The sequence below is a fragment of the Pseudomonas sp. LBUM1674 genome (assembly GCF_059695635.1).
In genome coordinates, this window is record NZ_CP166779.1 from 3,942,954 (window position 1) to 3,967,519 (window position 24,566).

A 24,566-nucleotide genomic window follows, 5' to 3' on the forward strand; every position below is an offset into this window, starting at 1 on the left:
GCGATCTTTTGATCTTTGCTTACCCAACTGGCAGTGAGGTATCCGTTGCCGGCATACGCTCTTACAATGGCGCACCTCCCCCACCGGCCTGCCCATGGACATCGATCTCGCCCGCACCTTTCTGGAAATCGTCCGCCACGGCAGCCTCGCCGCGGCGGCCGAAAAACTCCACGTCACCCAGACCGCAATCACCGCGCGCGTGCAGAAGCTCGAGAGCCAGTTGGGCAGCACGCTGTTCGTGCGCAACCGCGCCGGCGCTCGCCTGACCGCGAACGGCGAGGCCTTTGTGGTCTACGCCAATCAGTTGGTGGAAACCTGGGAGGCCGCACGCCGGGACCTGCCGTTGCCCGAGGGTTACCACGACGTGCTGCACATCGGTGGCGAAGTCAGTCTGTGCAACCCGCTGATGCTCAGCTGGGCCGGCGAACTGCGGGAGAAGATTCCCGGCCATGCCTTGCGCATGGAAATCCGCGACGGCGAAAACCTGCTGCGCCAACTGGAACTGGGGGTTCTGGATGCAGCGCTGGTTTACCAGCCCGAGTATTGGCCCCGCCTGCAAGTCGAGCAGGTGCTGGAAGAAAAACTGGTCCTGGTACGACTCGCCGCAAGCCCCGATCCCTATGTGTACATCGACTGGGGCCCGGACTTCCGTCGCCAGCACGATGCCGCGCTGCCGGAAAAGGCCCGGGCCGCCTTGAGCTTCAACCTCGGCCCACTGGGCTTGCAGTACATTCTGGAAAACGGCGGCAGCGGCTATTTCCGTACCCGGGTAGTCCAGAGTTACCTGGAAAGCGGCGTACTGGAAAAAGTGCCAAAAGCCCCGGAGTTCAGCTACCCGACCTATCTGGTCTACTCCCGCGACCGCGACTCGGCGACCCTGCAGCGGGCCTTCGATCTGTTGCGCGAGGTCATCCAGTCCGACGATGACTGGTCGCAACGCTGGAACCCGCTGGCCTGAGTCCCGTTTGCACCGGAGCATGGCGCTTGTGGCCTCAAGGTTCGCCCGGCCGAAACCGCGGGATCGGCTAATCTGCTGGTTATTTATAATAATAACCACAGGTGAACGCAGTGAGGCAAACCACCGCAGCATTCCGCAGCCGTTATCGTGCCGGGATTCATCCGCTCTATAACCCGTGGCTGCATGGCGCCTTTGTGCTGCTGTTCGGATTATTGGCCATCGCCGGGTTCTGGAGCACCGTGCATCAGGTACAGCCGTTGCAATGGCTGGCGGTGCCGCTGACCCTGTTGCTCTTCAGCTTTGGCGTGTACGGGGTACATCGCCACCTTGGCCACCACAAAAAAAGCTTCGCACGGATGTTTTATGCCCGACATGCCGGCGACCATCACAGTTTCTTTACCCCCGGCCATATGACCTACGACAGAGCCTGCGACTGGCGCGTGATTCTGTTTCCGGCCTGGCTGATCGTGGTGCACACCGTCGTCATCACCTTGCCCCTCTGGTGGCTGCTCACACAAGTCGATGCCAACGTCGGCGGGTTGTCCGCTGGCTGCCTGGTCCTTGGTTACCTGGCCTATGAAGTGTTCCATGCCTGCGAACACCTGCCCCCGGGCAATCCGGTCACCCGCCTGCCGTGGATCCGCCAGATGCGCCGCCTGCATGAACTGCATCACCGCCGCGAGCTGATGCAGGAATGCAATTTCAACATCGTTTTGCCACTGATGGACTACCTGTTCGGTACCCTCTATTGGGAACCGGAGCCGATACCCCTGCACTCGACGAGAATCCCCATGACCCGCATGCAGCATCAGATCGACATTGCCGCCAATCCGATTGCCGTGCTCGCCTATGCCAGCACCGTGACCCGTTGGCCGCAATGGCACCCCTCCTCCCTCAAGATCGACGGCCAGGACGGGCCGTTGCATGCCGGGTCGCGGTTCGAGGAAGACATTCGAGCGGGCGGACGCGAGGGGCATTTGCGCTGGGCCGTGGACGAGTATTTGCCGGGACGCCGCTGGAGCGCCCGGGCGCGGGGCGATAACGGTCTGTCGCTGGTCGTGACGTACGAGTGCGAGGCCGAGGGTGATGGCACGCGGTTCGTCCGCACCCTGGAATATCAATTCAGCGGCCTGGGGATGCGCATTGCCAATCGCCTGCTGCTCAAGCGACGCATCGATCGTGAGTCGGCAGCGTCGTTGCAGGCCTTGCGGGAAATGGCGCTGAAACACCTGGCCTCGACAGGAGTCGCCGCGTGAGTGGAACCTTCAAGTTTCGCCATGTCGTGTTGCTGGTGATCCTTGCCATCGGCGCTTTTCTGCTCCTGATGCCGACCCAGGTTGAACCCGTGGGCTGGACACCGCCGCCGGCGCCTTCGCTGACCAGCGGACTGTACGCCGACAATCAGCGCCTCAAAGGCGCGGAGCCGGTCGGTGTCGCCGACATCGACGGGCCGGAAGCCTTGCTGCTGGAGGATGACGTGCTCATCACCGGGCTGCATGACGGTCGCTTGATTCGCACCAGCCTCGACGGCAAAGTCACCAGGGTCCTGGCCGACACCGGCGGCCGGCCGTTGGGTCTGGCCCGCCACCCCAACGGTTTGCTGGTGATCGCCGACGGCGTCAAGGGCTTGCTGTCCCTGGACGCCCAGGGACGCTTGATTGCTTTGACCACCGCGGCCAACGGCGTGCCTTTTGGCTTCACCGACGACGTGGCCATCGACAAGTCCGGGCACTACGCCTACTTCAGTGATGCATCCAGCCGCTTCGGCTATGGCCGTGACGGCGAGGCGATCATTGAGCACGGCGGCGACGGTCGTTTGCTGCGTTATGACTTCCAGACCGGCAACACCGTTGTGTTGATGGACAAGCTGGAATTTGCCAACGGCGTGACCCTGGGACCGGACGAAAGTTATGTGCTGGTCAACGAAACCGGCGCCTATCGCATCAGCCGTTACTGGCTGAGCGGGCCGAAAGCCGGCACCCGTGACCTGTTCATCGACAACTTGCCGGGCTTTCCGGACAACCTGGCGTTCAATGGCCGGGATCGCTTCTGGGTGGCACTGTACGCGCCGCGCAATGCCCTGCTCGATGCCATGGCAGCGCATCCTTTCGCCCGCAAGATGATCGTGCGGGCGATGACCCTGTTGCCCAACCCGGTGGAGAAACGTGCGTTTGCGCTGGGCCTGGATGTGGAGGGCAAGGTGATTGCCAATCTGCAGGATGGGAGCAGCGGCAATTACTCGCCGATCACGACGGTTCGCGAGTATGGGGACTGGTTGTATTTCGGGTCGTTGAAGGCGAAGCACATGGCGCGGTTGCCGCTGAGCAAAGCCCTTCAGAAGTAACGCAAATCAAATAATGTGGGAACACTGCTGTCTATCAAAAAGCCTTCAAAAAAAGGTCATCAAGACAGTTGCTCCCACATTTGCTCCGTGGTGTTTGTAGAGCTATCGGGGATCCATCTCGTCATCACGCACTGCATTGTCGGTTTCTTCACGCACCCGCTCCGGGTCGAGGACAGTGCCATCGTCCTGGTCCATCGGGATCGCGCCTTCATTGTTCGGCAGTTCATCGATGCCCGGTTCATCTTCGGGATTGAGGGTAGTGCGCCCTGGGCTCAAGGGCTCGGGATGGGTCGGGATGGGATCGTAGCCACCCTGCTCTTCGCTGGGGTACTTTTCTTTACTGGAAACAAGGGGATCAGTCATTGGGGCACCTCGCATGAGCCGTCGATTCGGACTCTGATCATTCGAGGTGCCGGTATTTATCACCGTTCCAAATTTTCACTCACCGGTCGTCGGTGGTGGGATTCGGCGTGTCAGGACGGTGTCTGAAGTCGGTCAACGATCTGGTTCTTGACCAGCACGCGCTTCTCCTTGAGCTTCTTCAGTGCGTCATCGCTGGGTGCGTCCGATTGGGCGGACTCGGCCTTCACTACCTCGGCGTCCGCCTGCGAATACTTGTTGATCAGTGAATCCAGTAATGGATCCTTGGTGCGTTTTTGCTGGATCTCTTCCTTTGTAAGTTTCAGGTCCTGATAAAGGTCATGGGTCACCGGCATGGAACACCTCCGTTTGTTGATCGGTGGCAAACGCGATTGATTGCGTTCACCAACTATCAGAATGGCCTTGGTTGGCGGGTTCTGTCGACCGCCTATCAGACCAGCGGTGTCCGTTCGTCGTCCTGTCGAAAAAGCGATAAAACCATTGTCCGTCCGTCGCCCTCCACTGTTTAACGATCATTCGATCGCCCATGAACACCTGTGTGGAGAATAACCAATGGACGGATTTACCCTGCGCCACCTCACTCTGGCCGTTGCCTTGAGCACCAGCATGGGCATGGCCTGCGCTGCCACTTCCAATGACTTCGTCGACAGCGCGGCCGCGGGCGGCATCGCCGAGATCGAAACCAGCCGGCTGGCCCTGGAAAAAAGCTCATCGGCTGACATCAAGGAGTTTGCCAACATGATGATCACCGATCATGCCAAGGCGAACGATGAGTTGGCGGCGTTGGCCAAGGCGAATGACATCGAGGTGCCCGACAGCACCACCCTGGTGAAACAGGCCAAGGAAAAAATCCTCGACATGCGCGATGAATCCTTCGATGCAGCCTATGCCAACAATCAGGTAAAGGCGCACGAAGACACCATTGAGCTGTTCAAGAAACAAGCCAACACAGTCACGGACGACAGAGTCAAAGGGGCCACGGAACTTAAAGGTTTCGCGCAAAAAATGCTGCCGGCGCTGGAGAAGCATCTGGACATGGCGAAAAAACTGCAGGCGGCTCATCCAAGCAAGTAATGCTCACAAACAAAGAGGCCGCATCCAGGGATGCGGCCTCTTTGTTTGAACCCAACCTAACCGCCGTCGGTGTCAATGTCGGCATCGGTGTCATCACTGGGTTTTGGCCGGTCCGGATTCGGTTTGAAACCGGGGCTGAATTCATTGTCGTTATCGGTATGGCGGTTCTTCTGGTCGACCGATTGGTCGGCACTTTCCGGCTCCGCAGTCTGTCCCTGGTGTTGCCCGCCCGGTTCGGTCGGCGTCTGCGGGTCAATCGCCGGATCATTACGTTTGACCGGTGCCCCCGTCTGATCCTGCTCCTGTGTCATCGATTGGTCTTTCATAAGTACCTCGTTCATCACTGCAAGTGCGGTTTAAACAGTCGGTCCTGTAGTTTCGAGGCTTTCCAGCCAGCAACGTTCCATCGGATGGATCACCCGACCTGTAGGTGCCGGCTTGCCGGCGAAGGCGTCTTCATGGGCGCTGCAAGGCTCGGGGCCGCCTTCGCTGCGGTGCGGCGATCCGACAAGCCAGCTCCTACGAAAGCCAGCTCCTGCGCAAAGGTGCAGCGAATCGCAAAAACCTGTCAGAAACGAACAACTATTATGTACGGCAAATGTCACTGATTTGTGCCGATCAATATTTGGAGAATCGGCCACACTTTCCAAGGAGTCAAAGTCCCATGGCGGCACTGCAAACCAGCACGCTCGATGCAATGAAAATGAACCGGACGCAACTGCTTGCCGAATGGTCGAAAAACCTCGAAGCCACCGGCGCCACACGCAACCTCAAAGAGCAGGACCTGAAACAGGAAACGTCGGACTTCCTGCACCTGGTCATTGCCGGCCTCGAACGCGGCAACGACCAGAACGTCACCTCCTCCGGCTGGGACGAGATTCGCCAATTCCTCGAAAAACTCTCCCATAGCCGCGCTCTGCTCGGCCAGGATTCGCACCAGACCGCCAGTTTCATCTTCGCCCTCAAAGGACCGATGTTTGCGCTTCTGCAAAATCATTACCAGGACAGTCCCGCACTGCTGGCCGAGCAACTCTGGTCGGTTTCCGAACTGCTGGACGCCCTGGGCATGCACACCATCCGCACGTTCCAGAAGTCCCGCGAAGCGGTGATCAAGCGCCAGCAGGAAGAGCTGCTGGAATTGTCGACACCGGTGGTCAAGCTCTGGGATGGCGTGCTGGCGCTGCCGATGATCGGCACCCTCGACTCACAACGGACCCAGGTGGTGATGGAATCGCTGTTGCAGCGGATCGTCGATACCGGTTCGGAAATCGCCATCATCGACATCACCGGCGTGCCGACCGTCGACACCCTGGTGGCGCAACACCTGCTCAAGACCGTCACCGCGATTCGCCTGATGGGCGCCGATTGCATCATCAGCGGTGTGCGACCGCAGATCGCCCAGACCATCGTGCACCTGGGGCTGGACCTGCAAGGCGTAGTCACCAAGGCCAACCTGGCCGATGCGCTGAAACTGGCCCTGACCCGCTTGGGAATCTCAGTCAGCAAGGCGGTCTGAGCCGATGGAGCGCATTCCGATCTTGCAAATGGGCGACTTCCTGCTGGTGACCATTCAGGTCGACATGCATGACCAGCTGGCCCTGACCCTTCAGGACGACCTGTCCGAGCGTATCAGCCGGACCTCGGCCCGCGGCGTGCTGATCGATATCTCGGCGCTGGACATGGTTGACTCGTTCATCGGCCGAATGATCGGCACCATCTCCGGGCTGTCGAAAATCATGGATGCCCAGACCGTGCTGGTCGGCATGCAGCCGGCTGTGGCCATCACCCTGGTCGAGCTCGGCCTGACCCTGCCCGGCGTCAGTACGGCGCTGAACGTCGAGCGCGGGATGAAACTGCTGCAGGCACGAGTACGCGAGCAATGACCGTACGCCGCAGCGGCACTCATCCGATTCACATCGAGCAGGACGTGGTGCTGGCCCGGCAACTGGCGCGCAAGCTCGCCCAGGAGTGCGGCATGCGCCTGATCGACCTGACCAAGCTGGTGACCGCCGTCAGCGAGCTGGCGCGCAACACCATGGTCTATGGCGGCGGTGGCGACATGGACTGGCAGATTCTCGACGAGAATTCACGCACCGGCTTGCGCCTGGTCTTCCGCGACGAAGGCCCGGGCATCCCCGACATCAAACTGGCCATGACCGACGGCTGGACCTCCGGCAGCGGCCTGGGATTGGGCCTGACCGGCGCCAAGCGCCTGGTGGAAGAATTCGAACTGCAAACCACGCCCGGCAAAGGCACTCGCATAACGATCACGCAATGGACGTGAACATGGGCGGGACGATGACTCAGGTGCTGCCCATCGAAGACAGCAGCCAGATCGGTCATGCACGACGCACCGCGCAGCAACTGGCGGAAAAACACGGCTTCGACGCCACCGATGCCGGACGTGTGGCACTGGTAGCGACCGAGCTTGCCAGCAACATTCTCAAGCATGCCACCCGGGGCGAATTGCACCTGAGAACCCTGCCGCGGGCTTCAGGCGCCGGGATCGAGATGCTCGCCGTCGACCGCGCCCAGGGCTTCGATGTGCAAGCGTGCCTGACCGACGGGTTTTCCACCGGCGGCACCCAGGGCATCGGTCTTGGGGCGGTGTCGCGCCAGACCGAAGTGTTCGATGTCTATGCCGACTCCCGAGGCGCCGTGCTGCTGACGCGGTTGTATCCGCGCAGCGACAAGGCGCCGGACCGACGAATCGGCATCAGCCAGCATGCGCTGCACCACGACCCCGCCTGTGGCGATGTCTGGCACCTGGCGTTTGACGGCCCCCGCATCAGCGCCCTGGTGATCGACGGCCTCGGTCACGGTGAAGAAGCCGAACGCGCCGCCCGCGCCGGCGAGCGCGTTTTTGCCCTGTCGCCGTTCACCTCGCCGGTGTTGTTGCTCGAAGACATCCACCACGCCATGACCGGCACCCGCGGCGGAGCACTGGCTATTGCCCAGTTCGACGGCAACAGCCATGCACTGCGATTCGTCGGTATCGGCAACATCGGTGGCAGCCTGATCGCACCGGACAAATCCCGCGGCCTGGCCTCCCTCCCCGGCATCGTCGGTGGCCAGTATCGAAAGGCCCAACCCTTTGACTATGCTCAGGTGAGCGGTCAACTATTGATCCTGTACAGCGACGGCCTGCAGTCCCGATGGAACCTGCAGGATTACCCCGGCCTGGTGCACCGCCATCCCGCCGTGATTGCAGCGATTCTGCACCGCGACTTCTGCCGTGGACGGGACGATGTGACGGTGTTGGTCATTGCTCTGGAGGCAACCCATGGCTGAGATACCCATGAGTCAGGTTGACGAACAAGCCGCGCTGATCGCGCAATTACAGGGTGAAGCCAACGCCTTGCGCGAGGAACTGGATGAAACCAACCAGGGTGTGCTGGCGTTGTATGCCGAACTTGACACCCAGGCCGAACAGTTGCGTCAGGCCTCGGACCTCAAGAGCCGTTTCCTGTCGTACATGAGCCATGAGTTCCGCACGCCACTGGGTTCGATCCTGAGCATCACCGGTCTGCTGACCGATGAACTCGACGGTCCCCTGAGCCCCGAGCAGCATAAGCAAGTGGCCTTCGTCAGCGTCGCTGCCCGCGAGCTGAGCGACATGGTCGACGACCTGCTGGACCTGGCAAAGATCGAAGCCGGGCGCATCACCATTTCCCCGGCCTGGTTCGACATGTTCGACCTGTTCGCCGCCCTGCGCGGGATGTTCCGGCCGATTGTCGACGCCAGTGCCGTGGACCTGATTTTCGAAGAGCCGGTGGGCTTGCCAAGGCTCTACACCGATGACAAGAAGCTCGCGCAAATCCTGCGCAACTTCATTGCCAATTCATTGAAGTTCACCACCCGCGGCGAAGTCCGCGTCTCGACCCGGCTGGAGGGCAGCGACCGCGTGCGCTTTGCCGTCAGCGACACCGGAATAGGTATCGCCCCGGCGCTACATGGCGCATTGTTCGAAGACTTCTCTCAGGTCGACTCACCCTTGCAAAAACGCCTTCGCGGAACCGGGCTCGGACTGTCCTTGTGCAAACGCTTCGCGGCGTTGCTGGGTGGCGAAGTCGGGGTTCAGAGTACGCCGGGCAAGGGCTCGACCTTTTTCGTGATCATCCCGCTGGCCATCGCCATGGAGCCCGCCGATGAAACGTGACATCCGCTTGCTGATCGTCGACGACAATGTCGCGACCCGCTACGCCCTGCGTCGGCGCCTGGAACGCCACGGCTATGAAGTGCTGGAGGCCGGCACCGGCGGCGAAGGCCTGGAGCTGATCGACAGCGTCAACATCGACGCGTTGATCCTCGACGTCAATCTGCCGGACATGAGCGGTTTCGACATCGTGCGCAAACTGCGCGCCGAGGCGGTTACCGCCCTGCTGCCGGTGATTCACGTGTCGGCGGCCTCGATCCAGACCGGGGACATCATCACCGGCCTGAACGCCGGTGCCGATGCCTACCTGATTCACCCGGTGGATCCGGATGTGTTGCTGGCAACCCTGCGCACCTTGCTGCGAGTGCGGGAAACCGAAAACGCCCTGCGTGACAGCGAGGCGCGGTTCAGGGAAATCTTTGTCAACGTGTCGGCGCCTATCGCCGTGCTGGACGCCGAGCTGAAAATTCACGAATGCAACCATGCCTTCGCGCAGATGATCCAGGACAATCGCAATCCGGACGCCCTGCGCGAGTGCTTTGCCGAAGACCAGGACGCGATCATCGACGAACTGCGCCTGCGCCTGGCCTATGGCGAGCGCTGGAAAGGCACCCTGAGCATGCGGGTCCAGGGCGCGGTCCGCGACACCGAATGGCAGATATCGCCCTACCGCACACCGGAATTGAGCCTGGTGTTCGTCGAAGATGTCACCGAACACCGGCACCGCGAACGCTCGCACCTGGCCCGGCTGGACGACGCCACCACCCAATTGGCCAAGGAAGTCGCCGAACGCGCACGCACCGAAGCCCAGCTGCTGCAAGTGCAAAAGATGGATGCGTTGGGCAAGCTGACTGGCGGCATCGCCCATGACTTCAACAATTTGCTCACCGGCATCATCACCAGCCTGGAGTTGATCCAGAAACGGGTCGCCGCCTCGCGCACCGACAAGGTTCAGTTCTACGCCGAAGCGGCCTTGAATTCGGCCATGAGTGCCGCCTCCCTGACGCATCGCCTGCTTGCCTTCGCGCGCCAGCAACCCCTCGACACACGGCCCGTGGACATCAACGAGCATGTGCGTTCTCTCGAGGAACTGTTGGTGCGTACCATTGGCGAGCGCATCGCCCTGAAACTGGAATTGACCTCTAAACCCGCGATCGCCCTGGTCGATCCGATCCAGCTCGAAAGCGCTGTGCTCAACCTGGTGATCAACGCCCGCGATGCGTTGCCCCAAGGCGGCAATGTATGGGTCAGCACCTATGCGGCCTATTCTCACGGCGATCCCAACCTGGCCGATGGGGCCTACGTTGCGCTGTCGGTACGCGATGACGGCACCGGTATCGACCACAGTGTGATCGGCAAGGTGTTCGATCCGTTCTTCACCACCAAGCCGCTGGGTCAAGGCACCGGGCTGGGGTTGTCGACCATCTACGGTTTCGCCCGGCAATCGGGCGGCGATGCGCACATCCGCAGCGTGGCCCGGCGCGGCACCGAAGTCACCATCATGTTGCCCGCCAGTGCCGACCTCATGGCCAGCGAAAACCAGTCGTCCAGCGTTGATCCACAGGGTTGCGGTGAACATGTGCTGATTGTCGAGGACATGCCATCGGTGCGGATGTTTGTCGCCGAAGTGCTGGTGGATGCCGGTTACCGCTGCACGCAAGTGGGCGATATTGAAGGCGCACTCGAGCGGTTGCAGAACGACGAGTCCATCGATCTGCTGCTGACCGACGTCGGCCTGCCGCGCATGAGCGGTCGCGAACTGGCCGATGTGGCGCGGGGCTGGCGGGAAAAATTGCCGATCCTGTTCATGACCGGTTATGCCGAAACCGCGATCAACCGCCAGGTGTTTCTGGGGGATGGCATGGAGATGCTGGTCAAGCCGTTTCAGATCAATGAGCTGCTGGACAAGGTTCGGCGTACTTTAGACAGCGCCTGATAGATTGCCATCGCGAGCAAGCTCGCTCCCACAGGGAACCGGTTGTTCACATTATTTGTGCACGACACAAGTCCCTGTGGGAGCGAGCTTGCTCGCGAAGGCGTCAGCCAAAACACCACCGACTCAAGCCATACCAAGGGTTCTGGCCAGAAACGGTGCTGTTTTGCTCTTCTTGCTTTTAGCCACTTTCTGCGGCGTCCCCGCCACCACGATTTTCCCGCCCTGATCCCCCGCCCCCGGTCCGATATCGATCACCCAGTCGCTCTGCGCCACCACACGCATTTCGTGTTCGACCACGATCACCGTATGCCCCGCCGCCACCAGCGTATTCAACTGTTCGAGCAAGCGATCGACATCCCGTGGATGCAAGCCGGTAGTCGGCTCATCGAGTACATACAAGGTCGCCCCACGCTGGTTGCGTTGCAGTTCGGTGGCCAGTTTGATCCGCTGGGCCTCGCCACCCGACAATTCAGTCGCCGGCTGGCCGAGGCGCAAATAGCCCAGACCGATATCGCGCAGGACCTCCAGCGAGCGGCGGATCCCCGGTTGCCCGGCGAACACCTCGACTGCGTCATCCACCGTCAGCTGCAACACCTGGGCGATGTTCAGACCTTGCCAGAGGATCGACAGGGTCTCGGGGTTGTAGCGCGCACCGTGGCAAGTCGGGCACGGCGCATAGACACTGGGCATGAACAGCAACTCGACGCTGACAAACCCTTCGCCTTCGCACGTCGCACACCGTCCCTTGGCGACGTTGAAAGAGAACTGGCCGGCGTCATAGCCTTCGGCCTGGGCTTGGGGGGTGGCGGCGTAGAGCTTGCGCACGTTGTCGAACAGCCCGGTGTAGGTCGCCAGGTTCGAGCGGGGTGTGCGGCCGATGGGTTTCTGATCGACCTGCACCAGACGCTTGATCGACGCCAGTCCAGCGGTGACCTGGCCGCCGCTGACCTGTGGTGCGTCGTCCTCCAGGCTCAACGCTTCAGCCTCGCTGTCACTGGCCGCGCGTCCGAGATGCCCGCCCACCAGCTCCAGCAACGCCTGGCTGACCAGGCTCGATTTACCGGAACCCGACACACCGGTCACCGCCGTGAAACAGCCCAGCGGAAACTCCGCGCCGAGGTTGTTCAGGTTATTGCGGGTGATGCCTTCCAGCCGCAGCCAGTCGGTGGCCTGGCGGCTGACCCGGGGCTGGGTGACCTGTTCGGCGAACAGGTAGGCGCGCGTCTGGGAGTTTGTTACTTCGGCCAGTCCCGGCGGCGGTCCGCTGTAGAGGATTCGCCCGCCATGCTCGCCCGCCGCAGGTCCGACGTCGATCAGCCAATCGGCGCGGCGCATGGTTTCCAGGTCATGCTCGACCACGAACAAGGTATTGCCGGCGGCTTTGAGCCGTTGCAGGGCTTCGAACAGTGCCTCGCCATCCGCCGGGTGCAGACCGGCCGATGGCTCGTCCAGCACGTAGATCACGCCGAACAATTGCGAACCCAATTGCGTCGCCAGGCGCAGACGCTGCAACTCCCCAGATGACAAGGTCGGCGTGCTGCGTTCAAGGGCGAGGTAACCGAGGCCCAGGTCGGTCAAGGTGCTGACCCGCTCGAGCAGATCCTGGGCGATCCGTTGCGCGGCCAGGCGTTTTTCCACCGACAGATTGGGCGTGTGACGCACGTCCGGCGCGTTGGCGTGGCCGCTGGCGCCCTGGGCCACTCGCTGCTCACGGGCCTCGCGGGTCTGCAGATGCGTCAACACCTCACCCGCTTCATCGGCCTGTTCGAGGTAACTGTGAGCCGCCACCGGCTTCAAGACTGCGGCCACTTGCAGCAACGGCATCTGCGACAGCTCGCCGATGTCGTAACCGGCAAAGGTCACCGACAACGCTGCTTGCTTGAGCCGTTTGCCGTCACACACCGGGCAGGGGCTGCCGAGCATGTAGCGCGAAACGCGCTTCTTCATCAGCGCACTCTGGGAATGGGTAAAGGTGTGCAGGATGTAGCGCCGCGCGCCGGTAAACGTGCCCTGGTAACTGGGTTCCATGTTGCGCTTGAGCGCGACTCTGGTTTCTTCTGGAGTGAGCCCGGCGTACACCGGAACCGTCGGCGTTTCTTCGGTGAACAGAATCCAGTCGCGCTGTTTTTTCGGTAGCTCGCGCCAGGGTTTATCGACGTCGTAACCCAGGGTCACCAGGATGTCCCGCAGGTTCTGTCCCTGCCAGGCCATGGGCCAGGAGGCGACGGCGCGCTGGCGGATGGTCAGGCTCGGGTCCGGGACCATCAAGGCTTCGGTGACTTCGTACACCCGGCCCAAACCATGACATTGCGTGCACGCCCCCTGTGGTGTGTTGGGCGAGAAGTCTTCGGCATACAGCATCGGCTGTCCTGGAGGATAACTGCCGGCCCGGGAATACAGCATGCGGATCAGGCTCGACAACGTGGTCACGCTGCCCACCGAAGACCGCGTGCTCGGCGTGCCCCGCTGTTGCTGCAAGGCCACGGCGGGCGGCAAGCCTTCGATCGAGTCGACGTCCGGCACCCCGACCTGATCGATCAGACGCCGCGCATAAGGCGCCACGGATTCGAAATAGCGGCGTTGCGCTTCGGCGTAGAGGGTCGAGAACGCCAGTGAGGACTTCCCCGAACCGGACACACCGGTGAACACCACTAGGGCATCGCGGGGAATATCGACGTCGACGTTCTTGAGGTTGTGTTCCCGGGCGCCGCGCACCCTGACCATGCCGGAGGGAGGGTTGGAGGTGCGCTTGTCAGTCATGGGCAGCCTTGAAGAAATGGTATGGATGTACGCGGTCAAAATGTAGGAGCTGCCGCAGGCTGCGATCTTTTGATCTTGATCTTTTGGCGGGCCTTGAAATTACCAGGATCAAGATCAAAAGATCGCAGCCTGCGGCAGCTCCTACAGGGGTTTTGTGTTCGGCCGTTACGTTTCGTGTTCATCCGCCGGGTGTTGCGTTCAGCTGTTACGTCAGGCGACCTCTGTATCGACTGAAAGACCGCTTTCGCGAGCAGGCTCGCTCCCACAGTGATTGCGTCAGCCATTGAGCACGGCGCGGACCATTTGGCTGAGCGCCTCGGGACCATAGGGTTTGCTCAGCAGGTGAGTGTCGGGGCTGAGTTGGTGGTTGCGCGAGATGATGTCACGGGTGTGGCCGGAGGTGAACAGGATCGGCACCGGCGGCGTCTGCACCTTGCCCCAGGCAGCCAGGTCCGAACTCTTGATCAGGCCGGGCATGACCACATCGGTGAAAATCAGGTCCACCGCCACGCCTTCCAGCAACATCTGCATGGCCGTGTCGCCGTTCCCGGCGGTCAGGACTTGATAGCCTTCTTCGCGCAGCAACTCGACCGCCGCGCTGCGCACCGCCTCGTTATCCTCGACCACCAGCACGGTTTCGTTGCCGCCTGGCTGTTGTGGATCATGCAGGGTCAATTCACTGGGCAGCGGCCGCAGGCTGCGGGGGAAATACAGCTGCACCCGGGTGCCCTGCCCCGGGACACTGGACATGTCGATATGCCCGCCGCTTTGCTTGACGAACCCGAACACCATGCTCAGGCCCAGCCCCGTGCCCTGGCCATCGGCCTTGGTGGTAAAAAACGGTTCGAACGCGTGCCCGAGCACGTCGGGTGACATGCCGACACCGCTGTCCGCCACCGCAACGCAGACGAAATCGCCGGGCACAATACCCTTGCCCACACAGAACCGGGCGTCGAGTGCAATATTGTTGGCACTGAGCTCGATCATTCCTTCGCCCTGCATGGCGTCACGGGCATTGATTGCCAGGTTGAGGATGGCGTTTTCCAGTTGATTGCGATCCACATGCAGATGCCAGGCGTCTTCAGGAGCAGTCACACTGATCTGGATGGTTTCCCCCAGGGCCCGCTGCAACAGCTCAGCCAGGCCGTCGAAAATTTGTCGCGGATCGCAGACGGCCGGGGACAAGGGCTGGCGGCGGGCAAACGCCAGCAGTTGCGAGGACAGCTTGGCGCCGCGCTCGACCGCGGCAATCGAGGCGCTGACCCGGCGCTGCACGTTGGCATTGTCCGGTTCATGCCGCGCCAGCAAATGGAGGTTGCCGGCGATCACCTGCAACAGGTTGTTGAAATCATGGGCCACGCCGCCGGTAAGGCCGCCGATGGCTTCGAGTTTCTGTGATTGACGCAATTGCTCTTCAGCCGTCAGCCGCGCTTCCACTTCATCGGCGACGCGCTGCTCCAGGTTTCGGGTGAACCTGAGCAAGGATTCTTCGGCGGTCTTGCGTTCGTGGATGTCGATCAACACCCCGGGGAAGCGGAAGGGATCGCCCTGCTCGTTGAACTCGCAGCCGCCGCTTGCCTGCACCCACAGATAACTGCCATCCGCGCGCATGACCCGGTATTCGGCGTTGAAGGGGTCGCCGGTTTCCACCGCTTGACTGACCTGTTCCTGAACCCAACTGCGATCATCGGGATGGATCTGTGCCTGGGCGATGTCCGCTGGCAGGTCGGCCAGGTTTTGCTCGGCCGGGTAGGAAAAGGTGCGGGCGAAGCGTTCGTCGCCGGACAGCACATTGCCCTTGATGTCCCAGACGAACGAGCCGAGCAAGGCGCCGGCATTGAGCGCCAGGCGCACCCGCTCATTGTCGGCGCGATAGGCGTCTTCGGCGGCCCGGCGGCGACGTTCGGAAATCACATGCTCAGTGGTCTCGACCACCATCGCCATGACCCCGGCCGGTTTGCCGTCATCATCGGCCACCGGGCTGTAATACAGGTCCAGCCAGACGTCTTCGGGAATCCCGTCCCGCAGCAGCACCAGCTCTTTATTGCGATAGGACAACGTGCCGCCCGCCAGGCAGGTATCAACCACGTGTCGATTGAACTCGGCCACTTCCGGCCAGCCCAGTTCCACCGGGGAACCCAACAGGTAAGGATGGCGGCCACCGGCGAACTTCGAATACCCATCGTTATAGATCATGTAACCGGGGCGGCCCCAGAGCATCACCATCGGCAGCGGCGAAGCGAGCATCAACTGCACCGCGCTGCACAGGCTTGCGGGCCAGGCGTCCATCTTCCCCAGCTCGGTCGGGCTCCAGTCGAACGCACGAATACGCCCGGCCATTTCACCGCTCCAGCCGGCACATCCGTGGCTATCGTCTAGAAACTGCATCGGCTGGTTTTGAGTCCTGTGATTGGCGCCCGTATGTTTCGAGCATCGTGGCTGCCAATGGTTTCATAGAAGTTAGCTTATTCTTGCAGCAATCCATGGCGCCCACAGGGTGCAACTTCAGATTCAGGTTTGGTGGCTAAACCTCGATCAGGTGCTTGAGCGGGTGGTAACCGGTTTTCAAGGTGGCGGCGACGTCGAGAATCGCCTTCTCGATGCCGTTCAAATGCATGCAGGTCAATTCGATGGCTGCGCTCTGATTGCCGGCCTCGATGTACTCGATCAGGCGCAGGTGTTCGTCATCGCGGCAGGCCTGGTGGCTGTCGTCATCCAGCGCGGCGGCGTAGAGCGACGCACGGGAAATCAGTTTGCGGAACCAGTCCAGCAGCACCGGGTTGTTCAGGCTTTGCGCGAGCTTGATGTGGAACTCGCCGAGCAGATGAATCAGCCGTTCATGATCGCCGCTCTGGTGCGCTTCGTCCTCAAGCAACAAATGATCGCGCAGGTCCTGGGCCACCGCGGTGTCGCGCCGACGGCAGAGCTCGCTGACGATGCCGATCTCGATCAGGCGCCGGGTTTCGAACAACGACCGGATCTCCTCATCACTGGGCAATGACACCGACGCCCCCTTGTTGGGCTCGGTGGTGACCAGTCCATCGGCCTCCAGTTGCTTGAGCGCGGCACGAACCGACGTCCGGCTGACATTGAAAAGTTCGGCCAGCGACGCCTCGCCCAGCTTCATGCCAGGACGCAACGAACGTTTGCTGATCGCCTCGTAAACCCCTTGGTAGACGCGGTCGACCGTGGTCTCCAGTTTTTTCTCGGTCATCTGAACCCTCCTTTTGCGCTAAACAACCGGCCCCTGGCGATGAGCAGCCATTGAAAAAGGGGGTTGCACAAGCAGATTAATCCGGTTATTTGTAGATTGCATCCAGATATTGCATACAATAATTAGAGGAATGCACCATTATGGGTCATCCAGTAGCGATTGAAGTGCGTAACGTCTCCAAGCGGTATTCCGACGATCCAGGGCTGGCTCCAGCTCTCGACAACGTGTCGGTGGACATCGCCGACAACGAATTTTTCACCCTGCTCGGCCCATCCGGCTGTGGCAAGACCACCCTGCTGCGCACCATCGCCGGCTTCGAGCACGTCAGCGCAGGTGAGATCCGCCTGGCCGGCGAACCGGTCAACGACCTGCCGCCGTTCAAGCGCCGGGTCAACACGGTGTTCCAGAGCTACGCGCTGTTTCCGCACATGAGTGTCGCGCAGAATATCGCCTTCGGCCTCGAGATGCAGGGCCTTGATCGCGAGCAGATAACGCAACGTGTCGATGAGATGCTGGCGCTGGTGCAAATGCAACACCTGGCCAAGCGCAAACCGGCCGAGTTGTCCGGTGGTCAGCAACAGCGCGTGGCGCTGGCCCGGGCCCTGGCGCCGAAGCCAAAAGTATTGTTGCTGGACGAACCGCTGTCAGCCCTGGACCTCAAGCTGCGTAAAGAGATGCAGGTCGAACTCAAGCGCGTGCAGAAGGAAGCCGGGATCACCTTCATTTTCGTGACCCACGATCAGGAAGAAGCCCTGACCCTGTCCGACCGCATTGCCGTGATGTCCGCCGGCAAGATCCTGCAGATCGGCACCCCCAACGCTATCTACGAACGGCCAAAGCATCAGTTCGTTGCCCAGTTCATTGGCGATATCAACTTCCTTCCTGGTCATGTCAAGCGCGGCCAGCACAACGAAAACCTGTTCGTGCCCAGTGGCATGCCGGTGGAAATCCCCTGCCCGGCCCCAGGCTTCGACGGCGCCAGGGTGCAACTGGCGTTCCGTCCTGAACGTTCGCAACTGGTCGACCCGGCGCAACCGCACCACCTGCGCGGGGTGATCGAGGCGGTGCTGTATGTCGGCACCGCCACCCTGTATCAATGCCGCTTGAACAACGACATCAAGGTCATGCTGCGCGAAAACAACGAAGGCCTGAACCGCGGCCGGGTGGTCGGTGATCGCGTCGCGGTCAACCTGCCGCCCCACGCCTGCCTGTTGATGGAGGCCTGAGATGAGCGTCAGCAGCACTTCTCCCGCCCTCAACCGCGTGCTGTTGCTCAGCCCGGTGGTTCTGACCCTGCTGGCCCTGATTGCCATTCCGCTGGGCATCATGGGCTACATCAGCCTGCTGCCGCGCAACGTCTATGGCGGTGTCGACTGGCAGGCCGACTGGCAATTGCACAGTTACGTGCAACTGTTTTTCCAGGAAGGTTTCGACGGTGAACTGGAGCTGAACTGGGTGTATGCCCAGGCGCTGTTGCGCTCGGTGTTCCAGGCCGGCGGCACCACGTTGCTGTGCTTCCTGTTCGGCTTCCCGGTAGCCCTGTGGATGTCGAGCCTGACCCCGCGGCGACGCAACCTCATGGTGTTGCTGATCACCATTCCGTTCTGGACCAACCTGCTGATCCGCAACTACGCCTGGCTGATCATCCTGCGCGAGCATGGCTGGGTCGCCCAGAGCCTCAACGCGCTGTTCCCTCAAGCCGGTGGCATCACCCTGCTCTACAACGACTTCGCGGTCAGCGTCGGGCTGGTCTACAGCTTCCTGCCGTTCATGATCCTGCCGATCTACTCGACCCTGGAAAAACTCGACTGGCGCCTGGTGGAAGCCGCCTACGACCTCGGTGCCAATCGCTGGCACGCACTGAAGCGGATCATCCTGCCGCTGTCGATGCCGGGGGTGATTGCCGGCGCGCTGCTGGTGTTCGTGCCGAGTCTTGGTGCGTTCATTACCCCGGCGATTCTTGGCGGCGGCAAGACGCTGATGATCGGCAACCTGATCCAGCAGCAGTTCGGCACCGCACGCAACTGGCCGCTGGGCAGTTCGCTGTCGTTCCTGCTGCTGGGCATTCTGCTGCTGTCCCTGGTGCTGTACGCCCTCTATAGCCGCAGCGCCGCCAAAACACTTCGCCGGGGAGCCACCGCATGATTGCCCTGCACCTGAAAAAACTGCCCCTAACCCGGGAAGTCAGCCTGCTGATCCTGGCCTATCTGTACTTGCCGATCCTGGTGTTGATTGCTTATAGCTTCAACGCCAACCGTTCGGCGACGGTGTGGACCGAGTTCTCGTTCGCCTGGTACGGACGGATTCTGGCGAACCCGTCGATCCAGACCGCGGCGCTGAACTCGATCATCGTTGCCAGCATCGCCACGGTCTGCGCCACGGCCATTGCCTTGCTGGCGGCGTTGGCCACCTACCGGCCGTTCTACGGACAGAAAATGGTCGAGGGCGGGATCAACCTGCCGCTGATCCTGCCGGAGATCGTCACCGCCGTGGCGACCCTGCTGCTGTTCATGGCGCTGGGGATCAAGCTGGGTTTGCTGACAGTAATTGTCGCGCACATCGGCTTCTGCATTCCCTTCGCCTACCTGCCCATCCGTGCGCGGCTCAACGACCTGGACAAGAGCCTGCTGGAAGCGGCGAACGATCTGTACGCCAACCCCTGGCAGGTGTTTCGCCGGGTGACCTTGCCGCTGCTGTGGCCGGCGGTGTTGTCGGGTTCGGTGCTGGCGTTCGTGGTCAGTCTCGATGATTTCATCATGACCTTCTTCGTCGCAGGCCCGGGTTCCACGACCTTGCCGGTGTACATCTTCTCGGCGATCAAGGCCGGTGTGACCCCGGAGATCAACGCGATCTCGACCCTGATGCTGCTGATTTCCATCGTGCTGGTGGTACTGGCCTTCTGGCTGGGACAGCGCGGCAAACAACAATGAGTCTTTCCCCTTCTGGAGCGTTCTCTATGAAAAGCACAAGCATGATCTTGAACAGCATGCGTTACGGCGTCGCCGGTCTGGCCCTCAGCTGCTTCACCGCGTTCAGCGCACAGGCCGCCGAGCCCAAGGAACTGTTCTTCTACAACTGGACCGACTACTACCCGGTCGAACTGCTGGCCAAGTTCGAAAAGGAGACCGGGATCAAGGTCACCATGGATGGCTACGACAGCAACGAAACCCTGCTGGCCAAGTTGCAGGCCGGCGGCGCGGCGTATGACGTGATCGTGCCATCGCAATCGATCATGCAAACCCTGATCAAGCAGGATTTGCTGCTGGCATTCGACGCATCGAGCCTGCCCAATTTCCAGTACGTCAAACCGCCGTTCCGCAACCCGAGTTTCGACCCCGGCCGCAAGTTCTCGGCGCCGTACCTGTGGGGCACCACCGGGTTTTCCTATGACAGCGCCCGGGTGCCTGGTGGCAAGCTGGACGACTCGTGGAAAGAGTTCTTCGAACCGCGCAAGGAACTGCAAGGCCAACTCGCCGCCCTCGACACCTCGAGCAGCGTGATCAACGCCGCCAGCCATTACCTGAACGTCGATGAATGCAGCGAAAACCCGCAGGACGCCAAGCGCATCCTGGAACTGCTGCAAAAACAGAAACCCTTCCTGAAGATGTACAGCTCCGACAACACCGTCGACCGCATGGCTTCCGGTGAAGTGATCATGATGCAGAACTGGAACGGCTCCACCGCTCGGGCAACGCTGCAGAAGAGCACGATCAAGTACGTGTATCCCCGTGAAGGCCTGGCGATGTTCCAGGACAACTTCGCCGTGCCGAAAAGCGCGCCGCACCCTGGCAACGCGAAGGTCTTCATCGACTGGATGATGAAACCGGAAAACGCCGCCGCCGTGTCCAATGCCATCGCCTACGCCAATGGCATCCAGAGCGACACATTGATCGACGCCAAATGGCGGGTAATGGACGCCATCAACATGCCGGATGAATTCGCCTCGCGCCTGCGCCCGGAGAAAGAGTGCAGCAACAAGGCGCGGGAGCTGCAGGACCGGATTTGGGCGAAGCTCAAGGGTTGATTGCCTGGCTTGAGACCGAGTCGCGGCCATCGCGGGCAAGTCGGATCGCCGCACCGCCGCTCCCACAGGATATGCGTTTGGCACACTATTTTTGTTCCAACACAAAACCCTGTGGGAGCCCAGGTTTGAGACCGAGTCGCGGCCTTCGCGAGCAAGCCCGCTCCCACAGGGTTCTCGGTTGGCACACTATTTTGTTCCAACACAAAACCCTGTGGGAGCGAGCTTGCTCGCGATGAGGCCCGCACAAACACCACACCATTCGAGGTTTGCCATGACCCAACCCCGCTGGCTGCGCAATGTGCGGCCCTACGGTTCATCCGCCGAAGACCTGCTTCTGGAAAACGGCCTGTTCAAAGCTCGGCGCCCGGCCACCAGCGCACCGCTGACCGCCACCGACATCGACGGCCAACACCAGCTCCTCACCCCGGCCCTGGTGGAAAGCCACGTCCACCTCGATAAAACCCTCTGGGGCCAACCCTGGCGCCCCAACAGCGCCGGTCCGACCCTCAAGGACTACATCGCCAACGAACGCCAGGTACTGCGTGAAATCGACGCCCCGATTGCCCAACGGGCCGGCGCCCTGCTGGAAAACTGCATCGCCCGTGGCTCGCTGACCCTGCGCTGTCACGTCGATATCGACCCCGACTTCGGCCTGCGCCATGTCGACACCATGCAGCAGCTGCGCGAAAACTACCGCGACCTGATCGACCTGCAACTGGTGGTGTTCCCGCAAACAGGCCTGATCAGCCGCCCCGGCACCGCCGAGCTGATGCGCGAAGCCATGGCCCTGGGCGTGGAGAACGTCGGTGGCCTCGACCCCTGCGGCATCGACAACGACCCGATCGCCCAACTCGACTTCGTCTTCAAACTGGCCAGCGAGTTCGATCGCGGCGTCGACATACACCTGCATGACAAAGGTGAACTGGGCCTGTGGCAGATCGCGCTGATCGCCGACTACACCGAGCGTTTCGCGCGTCAGGGTCGGGTGATGATCAGTCATGCGTATTGCCTGGGGATGTTGCCGTGGCGTCAGGTCAAACCGCTGGCGGAACGGTTGGCGGTGCTGGGCATTTCGCTGATGAGTTCGGCACCCGCCGACTGCGCGGTGCCACCGTTCCTTGCCCTGCGCGAGACCGGGGTCAATGTCTGCCTGGGTTCGGATGGCATTCGCGACGCCTGGTCGCCCATGGGCAACGGCGACATGCTGGAACGGGCGATGCTGCTGGCGTTCCGTTTCGACTTGAACAAGGACGATGAGCTGGCGGCGGCATTCGAGGCGGCGACGGTCAATGGCGCTCGGGCGTTGGGCTGCAACGGTTATGGGCTGGAGATCGGCCAGCCGGCGGACTTCCTGCTGATGCCGGTGCAGACCCTGGGTGAGGCCGTGGTCTCGCGACCGGTGCGCCAGGTGTATCGGGCAGGCAGACTGATCGCCGCCAATGGGTCTTTATTGGACAGTCGCCTGTGAAGCGCATCGGCCTGAAATCGAGCTGTGTCGTTGGCTTCGATGGCCAGCAACATGTGCTGTGGCGCGACGGCGAAGTGGTGTTCGAAGGCTCGCGCATCCTGTTTGTCGGGCGTGATTATCCGGGGCCGGTGGATCAGTGGATCGATTACGGCAACGCGCTGGTCGGCCCTGGCTTCATCGATCTGGATGCGCTCGGGGATCTGGATTCCACGGTGCTGACACTCGACAACGGCGATGAGCGGGACATGGGCCGGATGTGGTCCGAGGACTATCTGGTGGCCGGCCCGCGGGAGAGTTACACCGCGCAGGAAGAGGTCTTCAAATACCGCTACGCCTTCACGCAGTTGATTCGCAACGGTATCACCACCGCCATGCCCATCACCTCGATGTACTACCGCGAGTGGGCCGAGACCTACGACGAATTTGCCGCGGTAGCCGGTATCGCCGGTGAGCTGGGGCTGCGCACTTACCTCGGCCCCTGCTACATGAGCGGCATGAGTTACTGGCGCGCCGATGCCAGTCTCGGGCATCACTGGGACGAGGCTCGGGGGATGGCCGGACTGGCGGCCGCCGCGCGGTTTTTCCATGACTTCGACGGCGCACAGGGGGGGCTGATTCGCGGCGCACTGCTGCCGGATCGCATCCAGACCTGCACCCCGGCGCTGCTGCAACGCACTGCCGCGTTGAGCCGGGAACTGAATGCGCCGATGCGTCTGCACTGCTGCCAGGGACTTGGCGAGGTGGCGATGGTCGAGCAACTGCGCGGCGTCTCGCCCCTGGCGTGGCTGGAGCAACTGGACCTGCTGACCCCGCGCAGCCTGCTGCCCCACGGTATCTATACCCACGGCGATGACGACCTGCGGCGTGTAGTCGATGGCGGCGCCAGCCTGGTGCATTGCCCGGTGGTGTTTGCCCGGGATGGCGAAGCGCTGAATTCCTTCGGCCGCTATCGGGCCAAGGGCATCAACGTCGCCCTGGGCACCGACACCTGGCCGGCGGACTTGCTGGAGAACATGCGCCAGGGCCTGAACATCGCTCGTGTGCTGGAGGGCGGCAACTCGCTGACCAGCACGCTGGACCTGTACAACGCCGCCACCCTCGGCGGCGCCAGGGCCTTGGGCCGCGACGATCTCGGTCGCCTGGCACCGGGCGCCAAGGCCGACATCACGGTGTTCAGCCTGCGCGGCCTGCACCTGGGGCCGCTGTTCGATCCACTGAAGAACCTGGTGCTGGCGGGTCGCGGTGACGACTGCATCGCTAGCTACATCGACGGCCGCTGTGTGATGCAGGATGGCCAGGTTCAAGGGGTCGACTACCCTGCCCTGCAACGCCAGGCGCAACGCCAATTCGAAAAACTGATGCGCAGCCACAGTGACCGGGCTTTTGGCCAACCGGACTGGAAAAGCCTGTTCCAACCGGCCATCCCGTTCGCTGACGCCTATAGCGCACAGGTGCCATTGAGCACCATTGATCCACTTCTCTAGAGATTTCTGCCTATGCAACGCTTCGACTTCAGCACATTGAGTGCGCGAGACAAATACAAGATCCTGATCGGCAGCGTGGTGCCACGGCCAATTGCCCTGGTCACCACCATCGACGGCGAAGGCCGGATCAACGCCGCGCCGTTCAGCTTCTTCAATGCCCTCTCCGCCGATCCGCCGATCCTCGCCCTGGGCGTGGAAAACTACGGCGACCAGAGCCCCAAGGACACCACCCGCAACATCCAGCTCAACCAGGAATTCACCGTAAACATCGTCAGCGATGCCCTGGTGGAAGCCATGAACGTCTGCGCCGTGCCCTTCGCCCCGGGCTTCGACGAACTGACGGCCGCGGGCCTCACCGCTATTCCCGGCACGACCGTCAAATGCCCCAGGATCGGCGAAGCACCCGTGGCGCTGGAGTGCCGCCGGATGATGGCGCTGTCCATCGGGCAGTCGCGGGAGATCATCTTTGGCGAAGTGCTGATGGCCCATGTGCGGGATGAATTGATCGACCCGAAAACCCTGTATATCGACCAACTGGGGCTCGATGCGATTGGCCGGATGGGTGGCCATGGGTATGCGCGCACCCGGGATTATTTCGATCTGCCGACCCGGTCGCTGCAGGCATGGACGGATGCGCCGGGGGGTGGGCAGCGGTTTTGGCCGGAAATAAAATAACCAACGTTTGCACAAAACCTGTGGGAGCGGGCTTGCCCGCGAAGAGGCCGGTACAGCTGGTATCTGCGGTGACTGGCACTCCGCCTTCGCGG

At 61.7% G+C, this 24,566-nt stretch carries 23 protein-coding genes; 17 read left to right on the forward strand and 6 right to left on the reverse strand.

Annotated features, from left to right (window positions below):
• The first annotated feature begins 94 nt into the window (after positions 1-94).
• The 3 genes from ACA067_RS18085 (at position 95) to ACA067_RS18095 (ending at position 3,302) form a co-directional block, all read left to right on the forward strand.
• Positions 95-958 carry a LysR family transcriptional regulator gene (locus tag ACA067_RS18085; protein WP_497457829.1) on the forward strand — a complete coding sequence of 288 codons (864 nt, stop codon included), beginning with the start codon at positions 95-97 and terminating at the stop codon, positions 956-958.
• 110 nt (positions 959-1,068) lie between these two features.
• Positions 1,069-2,214 carry a sterol desaturase/SRPBCC family protein gene (locus ACA067_RS18090; protein WP_497457830.1) on the forward strand — a complete coding sequence of 382 codons (1,146 nt, stop codon included), beginning with the start codon at positions 1,069-1,071 and terminating at the stop codon, positions 2,212-2,214.
• Entirely contained in the window at positions 2,211-3,302 is a 1,092-nt protein-coding gene (locus tag ACA067_RS18095) for an SMP-30/gluconolactonase/LRE family protein (RefSeq protein ID WP_497457831.1), read from the forward strand. Before ACA067_RS18090 ends, ACA067_RS18095 begins: the two co-directional genes overlap by 4 nt.
• 102 nt (positions 3,303-3,404) lie before the next feature.
• On the opposite strand, the gene ACA067_RS18100 is transcribed toward ACA067_RS18095, so the two are convergent.
• Together ACA067_RS18100 and ACA067_RS18105 are read right to left on the reverse strand one after the other, a co-directional pair.
• The gene (locus ACA067_RS18100; protein ID WP_497457832.1) at positions 3,405-3,665 is read right to left on the reverse strand and encodes a hypothetical protein; all 261 of its coding nucleotides are present in this window, start codon (positions 3,663-3,665) and stop codon (positions 3,405-3,407) included.
• Between the two features lie 110 nt (positions 3,666-3,775).
• Positions 3,776-4,018 carry a hypothetical protein gene (locus ACA067_RS18105; RefSeq protein WP_307335492.1) on the reverse strand — a complete coding sequence of 81 codons (243 nt, stop codon included), beginning with the start codon at positions 4,016-4,018 and terminating at the stop codon, positions 3,776-3,778.
• 217 nt (positions 4,019-4,235) lie between these two features.
• On the opposite strand from ACA067_RS18105, the gene ACA067_RS18110 reads away from it, so the two are divergent.
• A complete protein-coding gene (locus tag ACA067_RS18110; RefSeq protein WP_497457833.1) occupies positions 4,236-4,757 on the forward strand; it encodes a DUF4142 domain-containing protein in 522 nt (173 codons plus the stop codon).
• Positions 4,758-4,813: 56 nt separating this feature from the next.
• Here ACA067_RS18110 and ACA067_RS18115 read toward each other — a convergent pair whose 3' ends face one another.
• Positions 4,814-5,083 carry a hypothetical protein gene (locus ACA067_RS18115; protein WP_497457834.1) on the reverse strand — a complete coding sequence of 90 codons (270 nt, stop codon included), beginning with the start codon at positions 5,081-5,083 and terminating at the stop codon, positions 4,814-4,816.
• A 338-nt stretch (positions 5,084-5,421) separates the two neighbouring features.
• Here ACA067_RS18115 and ACA067_RS18120 point away from each other — a divergent pair, with 338 nt between their 5' ends.
• From ACA067_RS18120 to ACA067_RS18145, 6 genes are read left to right on the forward strand one after another with little or no spacing between them, the layout of a single operon-like run.
• A complete protein-coding gene (locus tag ACA067_RS18120; protein WP_497457835.1) occupies positions 5,422-6,273 on the forward strand; it encodes an STAS domain-containing protein in 852 nt (283 codons plus the stop codon).
• 4 nt (positions 6,274-6,277) lie between these two features.
• Entirely contained in the window at positions 6,278-6,640 is a 363-nt protein-coding gene (locus ACA067_RS18125; RefSeq protein WP_059405963.1) for an STAS domain-containing protein, read from the forward strand.
• The gene (locus ACA067_RS18130) at positions 6,637-7,041 is read left to right on the forward strand and encodes an anti-sigma regulatory factor (protein WP_497457836.1); all 405 of its coding nucleotides are present in this window, start codon (positions 6,637-6,639) and stop codon (positions 7,039-7,041) included. The genes ACA067_RS18125 and ACA067_RS18130 overlap by 4 nt, the downstream gene beginning before the upstream one ends.
• Complete coding sequence (locus ACA067_RS18135) at positions 7,032-8,048, forward strand: ATP-binding protein (RefSeq protein WP_497457837.1); 1,017 nt, start codon at positions 7,032-7,034, stop codon at positions 8,046-8,048. The genes ACA067_RS18130 and ACA067_RS18135 overlap by 10 nt, the downstream gene beginning before the upstream one ends.
• Positions 8,041-8,916, forward strand: coding sequence for a sensor histidine kinase (locus tag ACA067_RS18140; protein ID WP_497457838.1), 876 nt, complete (start codon positions 8,041-8,043; stop codon positions 8,914-8,916). The genes ACA067_RS18135 and ACA067_RS18140 overlap by 8 nt, the downstream gene beginning before the upstream one ends.
• Entirely contained in the window at positions 8,906-10,849 is a 1,944-nt protein-coding gene (locus tag ACA067_RS18145) for a PAS domain-containing hybrid sensor histidine kinase/response regulator (protein WP_497457839.1), read from the forward strand. The genes ACA067_RS18140 and ACA067_RS18145 overlap by 11 nt, the downstream gene beginning before the upstream one ends.
• Before the next feature lie 123 nt (positions 10,850-10,972).
• Here the strand turns inward: ACA067_RS18145 and ACA067_RS18150 are convergent, their stop codons facing one another.
• The 3 genes from ACA067_RS18150 to ACA067_RS18160 form a co-directional block, all read right to left on the reverse strand.
• Positions 10,973-13,609, reverse strand: coding sequence for an excinuclease ABC subunit UvrA (locus tag ACA067_RS18150; RefSeq protein WP_497457840.1), 2,637 nt, complete (start codon positions 13,607-13,609; stop codon positions 10,973-10,975).
• A gap of 276 nt (positions 13,610-13,885) precedes the next feature.
• Positions 13,886-15,997 (reverse strand): hybrid sensor histidine kinase/response regulator, encoded by a 2,112-nt coding sequence (locus ACA067_RS18155; protein WP_497457841.1) that lies wholly within the window; start codon positions 15,995-15,997, stop codon positions 13,886-13,888.
• A 136-nt stretch (positions 15,998-16,133) separates the two neighbouring features.
• On the reverse strand, positions 16,134-16,823 hold the full coding sequence (locus ACA067_RS18160) for a GntR family transcriptional regulator (protein WP_497457842.1): 690 nt from the start codon (positions 16,821-16,823) through the stop codon (positions 16,134-16,136).
• A 140-nt stretch (positions 16,824-16,963) separates the two neighbouring features.
• On the opposite strand from ACA067_RS18160, the gene ACA067_RS18165 reads away from it, so the two are divergent.
• From ACA067_RS18165 to ACA067_RS18195, 7 genes are all read left to right on the forward strand, one after another.
• Positions 16,964-18,049 carry an ABC transporter ATP-binding protein gene (locus ACA067_RS18165; protein WP_497457843.1) on the forward strand — a complete coding sequence of 362 codons (1,086 nt, stop codon included), beginning with the start codon at positions 16,964-16,966 and terminating at the stop codon, positions 18,047-18,049.
• Position 18,050: 1 nt separating this feature from the next.
• Positions 18,051-18,968, forward strand: a complete 918-nt coding sequence (locus ACA067_RS18170; RefSeq protein WP_497457844.1) for an ABC transporter permease — start codon at positions 18,051-18,053, stop codon at positions 18,966-18,968.
• On the forward strand, positions 18,965-19,753 hold the full coding sequence (locus tag ACA067_RS18175; protein WP_497457845.1) for an ABC transporter permease: 789 nt from the start codon (positions 18,965-18,967) through the stop codon (positions 19,751-19,753). Before ACA067_RS18170 ends, ACA067_RS18175 begins: the two co-directional genes overlap by 4 nt.
• A 41-nt stretch (positions 19,754-19,794) precedes the next feature.
• Positions 19,795-20,847: an extracellular solute-binding protein gene (locus tag ACA067_RS18180; RefSeq protein WP_497462800.1), complete on the forward strand. Its 1,053-nt coding sequence runs from the start codon at positions 19,795-19,797 to the stop codon at positions 20,845-20,847.
• 271 nt (positions 20,848-21,118) lie between these two features.
• Positions 21,119-22,315 (forward strand): amidohydrolase family protein, encoded by a 1,197-nt coding sequence (locus tag ACA067_RS18185; RefSeq protein WP_497457846.1) that lies wholly within the window; start codon positions 21,119-21,121, stop codon positions 22,313-22,315.
• On the forward strand, positions 22,312-23,799 hold the full coding sequence (locus ACA067_RS18190; protein ID WP_497457847.1) for an amidohydrolase family protein: 1,488 nt from the start codon (positions 22,312-22,314) through the stop codon (positions 23,797-23,799). Before ACA067_RS18185 ends, ACA067_RS18190 begins: the two co-directional genes overlap by 4 nt.
• 12 nt (positions 23,800-23,811) lie before the next feature.
• Entirely contained in the window at positions 23,812-24,474 is a 663-nt protein-coding gene (locus tag ACA067_RS18195) for a flavin reductase family protein (protein WP_497457848.1), read from the forward strand.
• Positions 24,475-24,566 lie beyond the last annotated feature (92 nt).

Excerpts from the sequence above, each read along its gene's own strand:
- ACA067_RS18180 (WP_497462800.1), top strand. The coding sequence starts at position 19,795 with ATGATCTTGAACAGCATGCGTTACGGCGTCGCCGGTCTGGCCCTCAGC.
- ACA067_RS18170 (WP_497457844.1), top strand. The coding sequence starts at position 18,051 with ATGAGCGTCAGCAGCACTTCTCCCGCCCTCAACCGCGTGCTGTTGCTC.
- ACA067_RS18085 (WP_497457829.1), top strand. The coding sequence starts at position 95 with ATGGACATCGATCTCGCCCGCACCTTTCTGGAAATCGTCCGCCACGGC.
- ACA067_RS18135 (WP_497457837.1), top strand. The coding sequence starts at position 7,032 with ATGGACGTGAACATGGGCGGGACGATGACTCAGGTGCTGCCCATCGAA.
- ACA067_RS18175 (WP_497457845.1), top strand. The coding sequence starts at position 18,965 with ATGATTGCCCTGCACCTGAAAAAACTGCCCCTAACCCGGGAAGTCAGC.
- ACA067_RS18155 (WP_497457841.1), bottom strand. The coding sequence starts at position 15,997 with ATGCAGTTTCTAGACGATAGCCACGGATGTGCCGGCTGGAGCGGTGAA.
- ACA067_RS18110 (WP_497457833.1), top strand. The coding sequence starts at position 4,236 with ATGGACGGATTTACCCTGCGCCACCTCACTCTGGCCGTTGCCTTGAGC.
- ACA067_RS18105 (WP_307335492.1), bottom strand. The coding sequence starts at position 4,018 with ATGCCGGTGACCCATGACCTTTATCAGGACCTGAAACTTACAAAGGAA.
- ACA067_RS18120 (WP_497457835.1), top strand. The coding sequence starts at position 5,422 with ATGGCGGCACTGCAAACCAGCACGCTCGATGCAATGAAAATGAACCGG.
- ACA067_RS18125 (WP_059405963.1), top strand. The coding sequence starts at position 6,278 with ATGGAGCGCATTCCGATCTTGCAAATGGGCGACTTCCTGCTGGTGACC.
- ACA067_RS18165 (WP_497457843.1), top strand. The coding sequence starts at position 16,964 with ATGGGTCATCCAGTAGCGATTGAAGTGCGTAACGTCTCCAAGCGGTAT.
- ACA067_RS18115 (WP_497457834.1), bottom strand. The coding sequence starts at position 5,083 with ATGAAAGACCAATCGATGACACAGGAGCAGGATCAGACGGGGGCACCG.
- ACA067_RS18185 (WP_497457846.1), top strand. The coding sequence starts at position 21,119 with ATGACCCAACCCCGCTGGCTGCGCAATGTGCGGCCCTACGGTTCATCC.
- ACA067_RS18160 (WP_497457842.1), bottom strand. The coding sequence starts at position 16,823 with ATGACCGAGAAAAAACTGGAGACCACGGTCGACCGCGTCTACCAAGGG.
- ACA067_RS18150 (WP_497457840.1), bottom strand. The coding sequence starts at position 13,609 with ATGACTGACAAGCGCACCTCCAACCCTCCCTCCGGCATGGTCAGGGTG.
- ACA067_RS18195 (WP_497457848.1), top strand. The coding sequence starts at position 23,812 with ATGCAACGCTTCGACTTCAGCACATTGAGTGCGCGAGACAAATACAAG.
- ACA067_RS18145 (WP_497457839.1), top strand. The coding sequence starts at position 8,906 with ATGAAACGTGACATCCGCTTGCTGATCGTCGACGACAATGTCGCGACC.
- ACA067_RS18130 (WP_497457836.1), top strand. The coding sequence starts at position 6,637 with ATGACCGTACGCCGCAGCGGCACTCATCCGATTCACATCGAGCAGGAC.
- ACA067_RS18100 (WP_497457832.1), bottom strand. The coding sequence starts at position 3,665 with ATGACTGATCCCCTTGTTTCCAGTAAAGAAAAGTACCCCAGCGAAGAG.
- ACA067_RS18140 (WP_497457838.1), top strand. The coding sequence starts at position 8,041 with ATGGCTGAGATACCCATGAGTCAGGTTGACGAACAAGCCGCGCTGATC.